The sequence below is a fragment of the Aeromicrobium camelliae genome (assembly GCF_003850045.1).
GTDB classification, from domain to species: Bacteria; Actinomycetota; Actinomycetes; order Propionibacteriales; family Nocardioidaceae; genus Aeromicrobium; species Aeromicrobium camelliae.
Genome location: NZ_RQJX01000002.1, coordinates 38,154 through 51,447, shown reverse-complemented (window position 1 = coordinate 51,447; position 13,294 = coordinate 38,154). Strand labels below are relative to the sequence as shown.

Genomic DNA, 13,294 nt, shown 5'->3' with positions numbered 1-13,294 from the left:
GCCTCCCCGGACGAATTCGACGTCGATCCACCGTTCGACCCGCTCGAGGGCAGCCTGCCCGACGATCGGTTCCTCGACCGTGAGCTGTCATGGATCGCGTTCAACGCCCGCGTGCTCGAACTCGCCGAGGACGACTCGCTTCCCTTGCTCGAACGCGTGCGATTCACGTCCATCTTCGGCAGCAATCTCGATGAGTTCTTCATGGTCCGTATCGCCGGGCTCAAACGCCGCATCGCCGCCGGGGTCGCTGTCCCGTCGGCCAGCGGCCTGAAGCCGCGCCGTGTGCTCTCGGAGAGCCTGCGCGCCAGCTACGAACTCATGCAGCGCCAGGCCGAGCTGTTCGGCGAGACGATCGTTCCGGGGCTGGCCGCCGAAGGCATCGAGCTGCTGCAGTGGCCCGACCTGACCGAGGACGAGCAGGAGCGGATCACCGAGTTCTACCGCGATCGCGTCTTCCCGGTGCTCACGCCCCTCGCCGTCGACCCGGCGCACCCGTTCCCCTACATCTCCGGACTTTCGCTCAACCTCGCCCTGCTGATGCGCAACCCGGCCACCGGCAAGGAGCACTTCGCCCGGGTCAAGGTGCCGCCGATCATCGACCGCTGGGTCGAGGCGTCCCCCGACCGCTATGTGCCGCTCGAGGAGATCATCGCCGCGCATCTCGACATGCTGTTCCCCGGCATGGAGGTCCTCGCGCACCACATCTTCCGCGTCACCCGCAACGAGGACCTCGAAGTCGAGGAGGACGACGCCGAGAATCTGCTCAAGGCGCTCGAGCAGGAGTTGCTGCGCCGCCGCTTCGGCCCGCCCGTGCGGCTCGAGGTCGAGGACACGATGAGCGAGGACATCCTCAACCTGCTCGTCACGGAGTTGCGCATCAGCGACGAGGAGGTGTTCCGGCTCCCCGGGCCGTTGGACCTGCGGTCGCTCAATCAGATCGCCGACGCGGACCGGCCCGAACTGCAGTTCCCGCCGTTCGTGCCCGGCACGCACCCGCACCTGGCGGAGGTCGAGACGGCCAGTCCCGCCGACATGTTCAGCGCTCTGAAGAAGCGCGATGTGCTCGTGCACCACCCCTACGACTCGTTCGCGACGAGCGTCCAGCGCTTCATCGAGCAGGCGGCCGCCGATCCCGAAGTGCTCGCCATCAAGCAGACGCTGTACCGCACCTCCGGCGACTCGCCGATCATCGACGCCCTCATCGACGCCGCCCGGTCCGGGAAGCAGGTCCTCGTGCTGGTCGAGATCAAGGCGCGCTTCGACGAGCAGGCGAACATCCGCTGGGCCCGCAAACTCGAGCGCGCCGGATGCCACGTCGTCTATGGTCTCGTCGGCCTCAAGACACATTGCAAACTCGCGCTCGTCATCCGCAACGAGAAGGACGGGCTGCGCCGGTACGCCCATATCGGCACCGGCAACTACAACCCGAAGACCGCTCGTTACTACGAGGACCTCGGGCTGCTGACCGCCAACTCGGCCATCACCCACGACCTCACCGAGCTGTTCAACAACCTCTCCGGATTCGCGCACAACACCGACTACGACGCGCTGCTCGTGGCTCCGCACGACGTCCGCTCCGGTCTCATCGCGCGCATCCAGCGCGAGATCGAGCACGCGCGCGCCGGACGCAGCGCCGCCCTGCGGTTCAAGCTCAACTCGCTCGTCGACGAAGTGGTCATCGACGCGCTGTACGAGGCGTCCCGGGCCGGGGTCGAGATCGACCTCGTCGTGCGCGGCATCTGCGCGTTGCGGCCCGGCGTTCCCGGCCTGAGCGAGCGGATCCGCGTGCACAGCATCCTCGGGCGGTTCCTCGAGCACAGCCGGGTGTTCTGGTTCGCCAACGGCGGTGAGCCCGAGGTGTGGATCGGTTCGGCCGACCTCATGCACCGCAACCTCGACCGCCGCGTCGAGGTCCTCGTCCGCGTCCCGTCACCCCAGCATGTCGAGCAGCTGGAGAGGCTGCTGGCCACGATGGCTGCTCCCGAGACGATGTCCTGGCACCTGGACTCTGACGGCGTCTGGACCCGCTACGGCGAGAACGACGTGCAGGCGATGCTCATCGAGCACGCCAAGTCGCGGCGTTCCCGGCGCGACTGACCGTCCGCTGAGGCGATGCGCCCGGCGCATCGCCTCATCCGATTTCGGACCTGGACGGTCCGCGCGCCGTCGGTGGATAGTGCTCACGTCCGGACCGACGGTGAGGAGTGGCGGTGGAGCACGAACGGGACGTCGAGGACGCCCTCGAGCGCGAGGTGCGTGATCGGATCGGGCGTGCCGCCCACGACTACTTCGCCGGCGGCGCGGGGGCGGAGATCACGCTGCGCGACAACCACGCCGCGTGGAACCGTATCGCCCTGGCTCCTCGGGTTCTGCGTGGCGTGGGCGAGCGCGACACCGCGGTGACCCTGCTCGGCGAACGCCGCCGCCATCCGGTCCTCGTGGCCCCGATGGCCTATCAGCGCCACGCGCACGACGAGGGAGAGCTGGCCATGGCCCGAGGAGCCGCCGCCACCGGCACGCCGATGATCCTCTCCTCGCAGACGACGACGGCACCGGCGGACGTGGCGCGTGCGATGGGCGAGACCGCGCGGTGGATGCAGCTCTACGTCTTCCGCGACCGCGCGCTGTCGTTCGAGATCGTCGAGGCCGCGCGCGAAGGCGGTTACGAAGCGCTCGTCATCACCGTGGACTTCCCGCTCGGCGGACGGCGTGACCGCGAGATCGCGTCCGGTTTCACCGCGACGCATCCCACGTTCCTGAACCACGGTGAGAACCTGTCACCCGACGTGCGCCACACCCGGCATGACCCGGACTTGACGTGGGACGACATCGCCGTCTTCGCCGAGGCGAGCGCGCTTCCCGTCGTGCTCAAGGGCATCCTGCACCCGGCCGACGCCGAACTCGCGGTCCAGGCCGGCGCCGCTGGGCTCGTCGTGTCCAACCACGGCGGCCGGCAGCTCGACACCGTGGTGTCGGGAGCCGACGCGCTGGCTCCGGTGATCGACGCCGTCGACGGGCGCGCCGACGTCCTCGTGGACGGCGGCGTGCGACGCGGTTGGGATGTCGCCAAGGCGATCGCGCTCGGAGCGAACGGCGTGCTCGTCGGTCGCCACGCGCTCTGGGGCCTCGCCCGCGGCGGGGCGGAGGGCGTCGAGCGCGTGCTGAGTGATCTCGTCGACGAGTTCGACTCGACGCTCGCGCTGCTCGGGTGCCGCACCCCCGATGAGCTGAGCCGCGATCACATTCTGACGGCGCCGTGGGCTTGACCCCGACGTAACGTCACGGTTTCTGCTGGAGCCGTGAACCTCGTTTCCGTCGCCTACCTCGGCTCCTACTTCCTGTCCCTCCTCGGCAACGCCATCGCTGCGGTCGCGTTGCCGCTCATCGTCTTGCAGACCACGGGCAGTGTCCTCGGTGCCGGCGCGGTGGCCGCGGCCACGGCCCTTCCGGCGGTGGTGGCCGGCGTCCTCATGGGCGTCATCATCGACCGCATCGACCGCCGTTTCTCCTCGGTGCTGACCGACCTCATCTCGGGTGCATCGATCGCGGCGCTGCCGCTCGTCGACCTCGTCACGGACGTGAACGTCGGATGGTTCGCGCTGTTCGGTCTCATCGGCTCGCTCGGCGACGTCCCCGGGATGACCGCGCGCGAGGCGCTCGTGCCCGCGATCGTCCGTCACGGCGCCATGGAGGCCGAGCGGCTGGTCGGGCTTCGCGAGAGCACCGGAGCCCTCGCCGTCATTCTCGGTCCCGCCGCCGCGGGCGGTCTCATGGCGGCCTTCGACGGCGCGACCGTCCTGTGGGTCACCGCCGCCACCTCCCTCGCCGCCGCGCTCGCGACGCTGCTGCTGCCGCGTTCCGTCGGCACCATCCGTCGCGAGGAGCACGGCGCGGAACCCGGCACGTCCTGGTCCCAGTTGCGCGAGGGCTGGACGTTGTTGTTCCGTACGAGTCCTTTCCTGCTCACCACGACGGCGATGAACACGGTGCTCGTCGCCGTGCTGGCCGCGATGCAGTCCCTCGTGCTCCCGGTGCACTTCACCGAGATCGGCACCCCGGACGGCTCGGTTTCATCCTCAGCGCGATCGCTGCCGGTTCCCTCGTGGTAGGAGTGCTCTTCGCCGTGCTCGGTCGGCGAGGGTCGCGGCGCGCCTGGTTCCTGGTGGTTCTCGCCGGAACCGCGGCCGGGTTCGGGGTGGTCGGTGCCCTTCCGCCGATGTGGGCCATCTTCTCCGGAGCCGTCGCCATGGGCGTGGCCTCAGGCGCGCTCGGAAGTCTGCTCGGCGTCCTGATGCTCGAGCGCATCCCCGAGCACATGCGCGGCCGTGTGCTCGGCACGCAGAACGCCATCATGACGGCGGCAGCACCGCTCGGGATCGTCGCTGCGGCGTACGCAGCTCATCACGGCGGCAACGCCTTCGCTGGTCTGGCGCTGGTCGCGGTGTGGCTGGTCGCCGCTCTCCTCGCGGCGCTCGCGCCGGCGCTGCGTAGTCTTGGCCCGGTCGAGGACGTCCCGGAGGTGGTCGATGCGCAGCGCTGAACTCGCCGCCGTCGCGGGCGTGACGGTCCGGACCTTGCGCCACTATCACCAGGTCGGCGTCCTGCCCGAGCCACCGCGTCGCAGCAACGGCTACCGCGAGTACGACGTGCGCGACCTCTTCCGCGTGCTGCGGATCCGGCGCCTCGCGTCCCTCGGCATCCCGCTCGACCGGATGGCCGAGATCCTCGACGGCGATGCCGCGCCCGACGCACTGCTCGACGAACTCGACCGCGAACTCGAGAGTCGGATCGCCGAACTCGTCGCTCAACGCGAGCTGGTCGCGCAGATCCGTCGTGAGCGGCTCGCCCCTGATCTCCCGCCCGACGTCGGACGCGTCAGCTCCCGGCTCGAGGATCCCCGCAGTGAGCGGGACCTATCCGTGCTGCTGGCCCACCTCACCGACGACCCGACGCGCGCCCGTCTCGTCGCGTACTACGACCGCGCGACGAGCCCGGAGATGATCGCCTCCAGCGACGCGCTGGTCCGGCGGTTCAGCGCGCTCGCGCCGGACAGCAGCGACGCGGAGATCGAGGCGGTCGCGGCGCAATTCGTCGAGCAGATCGCGGTCCTCGATCCGCCGCTCGACCTCGGCCTCGTCGACGAGCGCCGGTCGCGCGCGCTCCTCGACGGATACCTGCGAAGCCACCACAACGCGGCGCAGGTCGCGGTCCTCGATCGGGTGGCGGCCCGCTTGGGGTGAGGTCAAGCTGAGTCAGTCGGACTGAGCCGGGCGGCGAAAGCGCCGGTCGACCCTGCGCTCCCGCGCGAGATCGCGATTTCACATCGTGGAACCAGCCCGGGCGAGCGCGAGGCGGCGATCCTCCACGGCACCCACGAGCGCGAACCCGAGCAGCACCGCCAACGTCCCGCACGGAATGCCGCCGGTTGCGAACGCCACCGACCACCACGTCTCGCCCTGCAGCGCAACGGCCAGGCCCGCGGCGGTACCGGCGAGCGGCAGCACCACCCCGATGAGCAGCACGATGCTCCCGAGCAACAGGAGCGCCCACTGCAGCAGCGAGGGCCGAGCTCGCCCCGCCGCGGTCGCGTCGCCCCACTGCTTGGCGTGTTCGTCGGCCGTGAACATGCCGCTCAGGCCCAGCACGTGGTGGATGATCGAGAATCCGAGGCCCGCCAGCAGCGTGACGGACCCGGGCGCCCACGCGCCGTCGAGGACGAAGACGACCGCGAGGAGTGCCGAGCCGACTCCGGACAACATGCCTCCGGTGAAGCAACCCGAGGCCGCGAGCGTCAGCAGCCTGGCCACGCCCGTCGCACCCTGGCCGTGGGTCATGCGGCCCTCCCTCTCGAACTCCGTCGCCCCATCATCGCCGACGAAGGCCCTGGCGGTCGATGCCCTCCCGCGCGAGGATGACTCCATGAGCGAATCCCTCCCTCAGCGGTGGAGCCAGGCGACGGTCTACCCCGACATGTGGGCGGACCCGGACGACGATCCCCGCACGAGCGACGGCGGAACGCCAGACGGCGAGCTGGCGACGCTGGACGACTTCCTCACCAACTACCGCCTCACCCTGCGCATGAAGTGCGAGGGCCTCGAACCCGAGCAGCTCGCCCGCCGGTCGGTGCCGCCCTCGACGCTGTCACTGCTCGGTCTCGTCCGTCACCTCGCGGAGGTCGAACGGGACTGGCGCAACTGGATCACCGACGGCGATCCCGAACCGCCGCTGTACGGCGGGCGCGGCGGGGACTTCGAGGTCCGCGGCGACGCCGAGGAGGTCGAGCGGGCGTTCGCCGACCTCGACCGCGAGCAGGCTGCCACGGACGCCGTTCTCGCCGCGCACACCGATCTCGGCGAACGCCTCGGCAAGGATCAGATCGCGGTGCGGGAGCTCCTGGTGCACCGAATCGAGGAGTACGCCCGGCACTGCGGCCACGCCGACCTGCTGCGCGAGTGCATCGACGGTCGCGTCGGGCAGTGAGCTGGTGTCAGCACCCGGCGAGCAGAAGCGGCCCCGTCGTGCTCATCAGCGACGACCCCGTCGGCTCGCGCGTGAACGACAACATCGCCACCGTCTCGCTCGCCGCCCTGCGCGTCAGGGTCACCACGTCCTCGACTCGACCGGAACGTCCGATGAAGGGGCCGGTCGAGAGTCGTGCGCGCACCCCCGCCTGATCGGCCGCCGTCGCCGGGCTGGCGAAGGCCGCCGCGAAACTGAAGCTCTCGCCGTCGACCGCCCGCACGGACCACACCGGCTCGACCAGCCCCCCCCGGCCCGTCGAGCCGCTTCCGCCCCCTGCTCCTCGATCTGGGTTCCGCGGCCGGACACGCCACCGGATGCGCACGTCGCCGGGCCGTCCTGGAACAGTGCGCTCCGCGGGGTTCCGCCGAGCGCTCGCGCGACCTCGGCGACTCCTCGGCGATCGAGCAGTGAATCGTCGGTGAACGTCCGAACCGAGTCCGCCGCCACGAGCGTGCGCCGACCGGCATCGAGCTCCACGACCGCCATCGCCCCCGACAACGCGGCGGGTAGCGCGCTCTCGGCTGCGAGTTCCCAGCGGTCTCCGTCGCGCTCGTACCCGGCCTGTTCCAGACCGTCCTCGACCTGAGCGACCGTGAGCTCGTCGGACCAGCCGACGGCGAGCACCGCTCCCGCCTCGCTGCGGGCGGTGAGTTCCCAGTCCAAGGCTTGCGGGGAGAAGCCGAACGCCTGCTCCCACACGAGCGCCTGGGGAGCGATGCTCGAGCGGGTGAGCGCGTCCTCGCGGAGCCCTTCGCGGACCGCAGCGGCGAGATCGCCCTCGGCCACGTTCGACCAGTCCGTGAAACTCGCCTCGTGCGCGTCGCCCGGCGCGGCCGAGAGGGCGGCGGCGACGGGGCCGCGTTCGACGGCGGACGCTCCGCAGCCCGAGAGCAGGGCGCTCAGCGCTGCCAGCGCGAGGATCGCCGTCCTGGGCCGCATCTCACACCCTTCCGTGGTGGCGTCGACACCTTGAGCATGGACAATACTCACCATGGCGACGACCAAGGTCACTCCTGCCGCCGGCGGCGTCGTATGGCGCAAGGCCTCGTCGTCGAAGGACGGCATCGAGGTCCTCCTCGTGCACCGACCGCGCTACGACGACTGGACGTACCCCAAAGGCAAGGCGGAGGCCGGTGAACTGCCGCCCGTGACCGCGAGCCGGGAGATCCACGAGGAGTCTGGGCTGACGGTGCGGCTCGGTCGTCCGCTTCCCACGGTCACGTACCGCGTGCGCGGCGGAGTCAAAGAGGTCTCCTACTGGCTCGCCCGCCCGCGCGGCGAGCCGGAGTTCACGCCGAGCAAGGAGATCGACAAGACCGCGTGGCTCGGCCTGCGGGCGGCGCGCAAGCGTCTCACCTACGACCACGACATCGCCCTGCTCGACCAGCTCGAGGACCTCGTCGCCACCGGCGCCCATCGCACCCGCACACTCGTGCTGCTGCGGCACGCGACGGCCGAGCCTCGCGAGGAGTTCGACGGGCCCGACGATCTCGACCGGCCGTTGAGCACGCGCGGACTCCGCGAGGCCGAGCTGATCGTCCCCACGCTCGCCGCCTTCGGGATCCGGCGCGTCGTCTCCTCACCCGCGCTGCGGTGTCGGCAGACCGTCGCTCCCTTCGCCTCGGCGCACCGGCGAGAGGTACACCTGGATGAGGACCTGACCGAGGACGCGCGTCCCAAGGCGGTCCGCGACGTGGTGCGGGAGGCGCTCGAGCACAAGGCCGTGCTGCTGTGCTCGCACCGGCCGACCTTCCCGGACCTGTTCGCCGCTCTCGACCTCGACGACCCCGGGCTGGAACCCGGTGAGGCCGCCGTCGTTCACCATCGCAAAGGCACAGTGCTGGCGTTGGAACGCTGGTGACGTGGACGTTTCGCGATCGTTCACTTTCCGTTCACCGAGCTTCGGCCTTCGATACACCTGCCCTCTTTAGCGTCGACGACGTCAGGCTGACCTGGCACCTGTCGTAAAGACCCAGAGAGGGAATCCACGTGAATCGCAAGTCCATGCGCAAGGCCGCGGCGCTCGGCGCCGGCGCCGCGCTCGTGTTCGGCCTGTCCGCCTGCGGTGCTGAGAACGAAGCCGGCGACGGCGGCGAGAGCAGCAGCGACCTGTCCGGCACGCTCAACGGTGCGGGCGCCAGCTCCCAGCAGGCCGCCGTGTCCGCGTGGCAGCAGGGCTTCCAGACCGCCAACTCCGACGTCACGGTCAACTACGACCCGATCGGTTCCGGCGGCGGCCGCGAGCAGTTCCTCGAGGGCGGCACGTCGTTCGCCGGCTCGGACGCGTACCTCGACGACGACGAGCTGACGCAGGCGAAGGAGCGCTGCAACGACAGCGATGTCGTCTCGATCCCCGTGTACGTGAGCCCCATCGCCGTGATCTACAACCTCCCCGGCGTCGAGGACCTCCAGCTCTCCCCCCAGACCATCGGCGCCATCTTCGAGGGCACCATCACCACCTGGAACGACCCGGCCATCGCCGAGGACAACCCGGACGCCGAGCTGCCCGACAGCCCGATCACGCCCGTCCACCGCTCGGACGACTCGGGTACGACCGAGAACTTCACCGAGTACCTCGAAGCCACCTCGGAGGGCAGCTGGACCGCCGGTGCCGTCGAGACCTGGCCGATCCAGGGCGGCGAGGCCGCCAACGGCACCTCGGGCGTCGTGGCGGCCGTCGAGTCCGGCGAGGGCACCATCGGTTACGCCGACGCCAGCCAGGCCGGCGACCTCGGCAAGGTCGCGGTCAAGGTCGGCGAGGAGTACGTCGCGCCGACCGAGGAGGCCGCGGCGCGCGTCCTCGACACCGCCGAGCAGGTCGAGGGCCGCGCCGAGACCGACATCGCGCTGCACATCGACCGCACGACGACCGAGTCCGGCGTCTACCCGATCGTCCTCGCGTCCTACCAGATCGCCTGCCAGACCTACGAGGACTCGGCCGAGGCCGAGCTGGTCAAGGCCTGGCTGACCTACGTGGTGAGCGAGGACGGCCAGCAGGCCGCCGCGGAGAGTGCCGGTTCGGCGCCGCTCTCGGACGACTTCCGCGAGAAGGTGCAGGCCGCCATCGACACGATCAGCTGATCAAGAGGCACATCATGATCCCGGCGAAGGGTGTCACCCTTCGCCGGGGTCATGGGTTTCTCGCCCAGAACCACCGCCACGTTCGAAAGGCTCCACTGTGACCTCGATCCAGTCCACCGCCCGCAAGCGGTCGACGCCCACCCGACCGGGTGACCGGATCTTCCGCGGCACCTCCGTCGCCGCGGCGTTGACGATCCTGGCGACGCTTGCGGGCGTTGCGCTGTTCCTGACCGTCGAGGGCATCCCCGGCGTCCTCGCCTCGCCCGACGAGGTCAAGCACGGCACGACGTTCATCGACTACGTCGTCCCGCTGGTCTTCGGCACGCTGCTGGCGGCCGTGCTGGCCCTGGCGATGGCCATCCCGGTGGCCATCGGCGTCGCGCTCTACATCTCGCACTACGCCCCCCGCCGCCTCGCCGCGACGCTCGGTTACGTCATCGACCTGCTGGCCGCCGTCCCGAGCGTCGTCTACGGCGTCTGGGGCATCAGCTTCCTGGCGACCGCGCTGGTCCCGGTCTACGGCTGGCTGGAGCGCACCCTGGGGTTCATCCCGCTGTTCGCCGGGCCCGCTTCGGCGACGGGCCGCACGATCCTCACCGCGTCGATCGTGCTCGCCGTCATGGTCCTGCCGGTCATCACGGCGCTGTGTCGCGAGATCTTCCTGCAGACTCCCCGACTGCACGAAGAAGCCGCCCTCGCACTCGGCGCCACCCGGTGGGAGATGGCCAAGCTCGCGATCTTCCCGTACGCCCGCTCCGGCATCATCTCGGCCTCGATGCTCGGTCTCGGCCGCGCGCTGGGCGAGACGATGGCGGTGGCGATGGTGCTGTCGGCGAGCGGCGTCATCACCGTCAACCTGATCAGCTCCACGAACCCCTCGACGATCGCGGCGAACATCGCCCTGACGTTCAACGAGGCGACCGGCCTGACCGTCAACGCGCTCATCGCGTCCGGTCTCGTCCTGTTCCTCCTCACCTTCCTCGTCAACTTCGCCGCGCGCGCCATCGTCGAGCGCCGCAAGGACTTCTCGGGAGCGAACTGATGACCTCCACCATGCAGTCCCCCACCAGCTCCCCGACGCCCTCGCCGGAGATCGCCCAGAGCCTGCGCGGCCGGAGCCTGCCGACCTGGGCGCCGAAGGCGTTCGGGGCCGCCGCCGTCGCGCTCGCCCTCGTCGGCGTGTTCGGCCCGGTCGGCTTCTGGCTCGTGTTCGTCGCCTGGCTCGTCGCCGCCGTGATCCCGCTGTGGTCGATGATCGTCGAGGGCCGGCGCAAGGCCACCGACCGGTTCGTGACACTGCTGGTCACGACCGCGTTCGTCATCGCCTTGTTCCCGCTCGGCAGCATCCTCACCACGGTCGTCTCCCGCGGAGCGCCGGTGCTCGGCAGCGAGTTCTTCACATATTCGATGCGCAACATCGTCGGCGAGGGCGGCGGCATCTACCACGCCCTCATGGGCACGCTGCTCATCACCGCGGCCGCGGCGGCGATCTCGGTCCCGATCGGCCTGTTCACGGCGATCTACCTCATCGAGTACGGCGAGGGGAAGCGCCTCGCGCGATGGATCCGGTTCCTCGTCGACGTCATGACCGGCATCCCGTCGATCGTCGCCGGCCTGTTCGCCTACGCCCTGTTCGTGATCTTCTTCGGTCCGGGCGTGCGCATGGGCATCGGCGGCGCGGTCGCGCTTTCGGTGCTGATGATCCCGGTCGTGGTGCGCTCCTGCGAGGAGATGCTGAAGCTCGTGCCGAACGAGCTGCGCGAGGCCTCCTACGCGCTGGGCGTGCCCAAGTGGCGCACGATCGTCAAGGTCGTCCTGCCGACCGCCCTGGCCGGCATCGTGACCGGCGTGACGCTGGCCGTGGCCCGCGTCATCGGCGAGACGGCGCCGCTGCTCATCATCGCCGGTCTGACCGACTCGGTGAACTTCAACCTGTTCGACGGACGCATGGCCACGCTGCCGGTGTTCACCTACTTCTCGATCATCACTCCGGGCGTCCCGCCCGGACCCAGCATCGAACGAGCCTGGGGAGCGGCCCTCGTGCTGCTCATCATCGTGATGCTGCTGAACCTCGCAGCCCGACTCGTCTCGTACTTCTTCAGCCCCAAGGGAGAGCGGTAAATCCAATGGCCAAGAGCATCGACGTCAGCGATCTGAACATCTACTACGGCGACTTCCTCGCCGTCGAGGGGGTGACGATCCCCGTCGCCGCCCGCTCGGTGACCGCGTTCATCGGCCCGTCCGGCTGCGGCAAGTCCACCTTCCTGCGGTCCCTCAACCGCATGCACGAGGTCATCCGCGGAGCCCGCGTCGACGGCAAGGTCCTCGTCGACGGCCAGGACCTCTACGCCGACGACATGGACCCGGTGAACGTCCGGCGCATGATCGGCATGGTCTTCCAGCGCCCCAACCCGTTCCCGACGATGTCGATCGCCGAGAACGTGCTGGCCGGGCAGAAGCTCAACAGCAAGCGCATGAAGAAGTCCGAGGCCGACGACATCGTCGAGCGGTCGCTGCGCAGCGCCGGCCTGTGGAACGAGGTCAAGGATCGCCTGGACCGTCCCGGTTCCGGCCTGTCCGGCGGCCAGCAGCAGCGACTGTGCATCGCGCGGGCGATCGCGACGCAGCCCGAGGTCCTGCTCATGGACGAGCCCTGCTCGGCGCTCGACCCGATCTCGACGAGCGTCATCGAGGATCTCATCCACGAGCTCAAGAAGGACTACACGATCGTCATCGTGACCCACAACATGCAGCAGGCGGCACGCGTGTCCGACACGACCGCGTTCTTCAACCTCGCCGGTGTGGGACAGCCGGGTCGCCTCATCGAGCACGGTCCGACGGAGAAGATGTTCTCCAACCCGGAGGACCCCGCCACGGAGGCCTACATCCAGGGCCGTTTCGGCTGATCGACCACCCTCGATGCGTCATACGTCTCGGGGCCTCTGCGCCTCGGAACGTATGACGCATCGCTGTTTTCAGCGGCGCTTCAGCGAGCTTCTGTCAGGATCGGGTCGTGCGCATTCTCGTCGTCGAGGACGAAGTCCGGCTCGCGAGCGGACTCAAGGCAGGATTCGAGGCTGAGGGGTTCGCGGTCGACGTCGCCCACACGGGCACCGACGGGCTCTGGCTCGGCCGCGAGAACTCCTACGACGTCATCGTCCTCGACATCATGCTGCCGGGCATGAACGGCTACAAGGTCTGCGAGGCGCTGCGGCACCACGAGGTGTGGTCGCCGATCCTCATGCTCACGGCGAAGGACGGCGACTGGGATCAGATCGAGGCGCTCGACACCGGGGCGGACGACTACCTCACCAAGCCGTTCTCGTTCGACGTCCTCCTCGCGCGCGTCCGCGCACTCATCCGGCGCGGTCGGGGGGCCCGGCCGGCCACGCTCACCGCCGGTGACCTCACGCTCGACCCGTCCACTCGCGCCGTGCACCGGGGCGACGCGCCCATCGAGTTGACCTCCCGCGAGTTCGCCGTCCTCGAGTACCTGTTGCGCCGCAAGGGCGAGGTCGTGTCCAAGACCGACATCCTCGGCAACGTGTGGGACTTCGACTTCGACGGCGACCCGAACATCGTCGAGGTCTACGTGCGCCACCTGCGCAACAAGGTGGACCGGCCATTCGAGCGTGGCGCGATCGAGACCATTCGCGGGGCCGGGTACCGGCTCGCCGCGAACGGAGGGTGA

The 13,294-nt window shown here is 69.7% G+C and carries 14 protein-coding genes; 12 read left to right on the top strand and 2 right to left on the bottom strand.

Annotated features, from left to right (window positions below; genetic code table 11):
• Positions 1 to 54: 54 nt before the first annotated feature.
• From EHW97_RS01885 to EHW97_RS01870, 5 genes are all read left to right on the top strand, one after another.
• Positions 55 to 2,097 carry an RNA degradosome polyphosphate kinase gene (locus EHW97_RS01885; RefSeq protein WP_208001839.1) on the top strand — a complete coding sequence of 681 codons (2,043 nt, stop codon included), beginning with the start codon at positions 55 to 57 and terminating at the stop codon, positions 2,095 to 2,097.
• Between the two features lie 113 nt (positions 2,098 to 2,210).
• Positions 2,211 to 3,266, top strand: coding sequence for an alpha-hydroxy acid oxidase (locus EHW97_RS01880; protein WP_208001826.1), 1,056 nt, complete (start codon positions 2,211 to 2,213; stop codon positions 3,264 to 3,266).
• 33 nt (positions 3,267 to 3,299) lie between these two features.
• Positions 3,300 to 4,109 carry an MFS transporter gene (locus EHW97_RS01875; RefSeq protein ID WP_208001825.1) on the top strand — a complete coding sequence of 270 codons (810 nt, stop codon included), beginning with the start codon at positions 3,300 to 3,302 and terminating at the stop codon, positions 4,107 to 4,109.
• A complete protein-coding gene (locus tag EHW97_RS15450; protein WP_208001844.1) occupies positions 4,103 to 4,540 on the top strand; it encodes an MFS transporter in 438 nt (145 codons plus the stop codon). The genes EHW97_RS01875 and EHW97_RS15450 overlap by 7 nt, the downstream gene beginning before the upstream one ends.
• On the top strand, positions 4,527 to 5,240 hold the full coding sequence (locus EHW97_RS01870; RefSeq protein ID WP_124235473.1) for a MerR family transcriptional regulator: 714 nt from the start codon (positions 4,527 to 4,529) through the stop codon (positions 5,238 to 5,240). Before EHW97_RS15450 ends, EHW97_RS01870 begins: the two co-directional genes overlap by 14 nt.
• Before the next feature lie 78 nt (positions 5,241 to 5,318).
• On the opposite strand, the gene EHW97_RS01865 is transcribed toward EHW97_RS01870, so the two are convergent.
• Positions 5,319 to 5,834 (bottom strand): hypothetical protein, encoded by a 516-nt coding sequence (locus EHW97_RS01865; RefSeq protein WP_124235472.1) that lies wholly within the window; start codon positions 5,832 to 5,834, stop codon positions 5,319 to 5,321.
• 85 nt (positions 5,835 to 5,919) lie between these two features.
• On the opposite strand from EHW97_RS01865, the gene EHW97_RS01860 reads away from it, so the two are divergent.
• Positions 5,920 to 6,480, top strand: coding sequence for a DinB family protein (locus tag EHW97_RS01860; RefSeq protein ID WP_124235471.1), 561 nt, complete (start codon positions 5,920 to 5,922; stop codon positions 6,478 to 6,480).
• A gap of 120 nt (positions 6,481 to 6,600) precedes the next feature.
• Here EHW97_RS01860 and EHW97_RS01855 read toward each other — a convergent pair whose 3' ends face one another.
• Positions 6,601 to 7,461: a hypothetical protein gene (locus EHW97_RS01855; protein ID WP_124235470.1), complete on the bottom strand. Its 861-nt coding sequence runs from the start codon at positions 7,459 to 7,461 to the stop codon at positions 6,601 to 6,603.
• Positions 7,462 to 7,513: 52 nt separating this feature from the next.
• Between EHW97_RS01855 and EHW97_RS01850 the strand changes: the two genes are divergently transcribed.
• From EHW97_RS01850 to EHW97_RS01825, 6 genes are all read left to right on the top strand, one after another.
• Positions 7,514 to 8,383 carry an NUDIX hydrolase gene (locus EHW97_RS01850; RefSeq protein WP_124235469.1) on the top strand — a complete coding sequence of 290 codons (870 nt, stop codon included), beginning with the start codon at positions 7,514 to 7,516 and terminating at the stop codon, positions 8,381 to 8,383.
• 128 nt (positions 8,384 to 8,511) lie between these two features.
• Positions 8,512 to 9,603 carry a phosphate ABC transporter substrate-binding protein PstS gene (pstS, locus tag EHW97_RS01845; RefSeq protein ID WP_243696262.1) on the top strand — a complete coding sequence of 364 codons (1,092 nt, stop codon included), beginning with the start codon at positions 8,512 to 8,514 and terminating at the stop codon, positions 9,601 to 9,603.
• A 97-nt stretch (positions 9,604 to 9,700) separates the two neighbouring features.
• Positions 9,701 to 10,645 carry a phosphate ABC transporter permease subunit PstC gene (gene pstC / locus EHW97_RS01840; RefSeq protein ID WP_208001824.1) on the top strand — a complete coding sequence of 315 codons (945 nt, stop codon included), beginning with the start codon at positions 9,701 to 9,703 and terminating at the stop codon, positions 10,643 to 10,645.
• Entirely contained in the window at positions 10,645 to 11,724 is a 1,080-nt protein-coding gene (pstA, locus tag EHW97_RS01835; protein ID WP_243696261.1) for a phosphate ABC transporter permease PstA, read from the top strand. The genes pstC and pstA overlap by 1 nt, the downstream gene beginning before the upstream one ends.
• Positions 11,725 to 11,729: 5 nt before the next feature.
• Positions 11,730 to 12,509: a phosphate ABC transporter ATP-binding protein PstB gene (gene pstB, locus EHW97_RS01830; RefSeq protein ID WP_124235468.1), complete on the top strand. Its 780-nt coding sequence runs from the start codon at positions 11,730 to 11,732 to the stop codon at positions 12,507 to 12,509.
• 107 nt (positions 12,510 to 12,616) lie between these two features.
• Entirely contained in the window at positions 12,617 to 13,294 is a 678-nt protein-coding gene (locus tag EHW97_RS01825; protein WP_124235467.1) for a response regulator transcription factor, read from the top strand.

What these genes read in the sequence shown, in the direction of transcription:
- EHW97_RS01865 (WP_124235472.1), bottom strand. Translation starts at nt 5,834, where the DNA reads ATGACCCACGGCCAGGGTGCGACGGGCGTGGCCAGGCTGCTGACGCTC.
- EHW97_RS01860 (WP_124235471.1), top strand. Translation starts at nt 5,920, where the DNA reads ATGAGCGAATCCCTCCCTCAGCGGTGGAGCCAGGCGACGGTCTACCCC.
- EHW97_RS01870 (WP_124235473.1), top strand. Translation starts at nt 4,527, where the DNA reads ATGCGCAGCGCTGAACTCGCCGCCGTCGCGGGCGTGACGGTCCGGACC.
- pstB (WP_124235468.1), top strand. Translation starts at nt 11,730, where the DNA reads ATGGCCAAGAGCATCGACGTCAGCGATCTGAACATCTACTACGGCGAC.
- pstA (WP_243696261.1), top strand. Translation starts at nt 10,645, where the DNA reads ATGACCTCCACCATGCAGTCCCCCACCAGCTCCCCGACGCCCTCGCCG.
- EHW97_RS01850 (WP_124235469.1), top strand. Translation starts at nt 7,514, where the DNA reads ATGGCGACGACCAAGGTCACTCCTGCCGCCGGCGGCGTCGTATGGCGC.
- EHW97_RS01855 (WP_124235470.1), bottom strand. Translation starts at nt 7,461, where the DNA reads ATGCGGCCCAGGACGGCGATCCTCGCGCTGGCAGCGCTGAGCGCCCTG.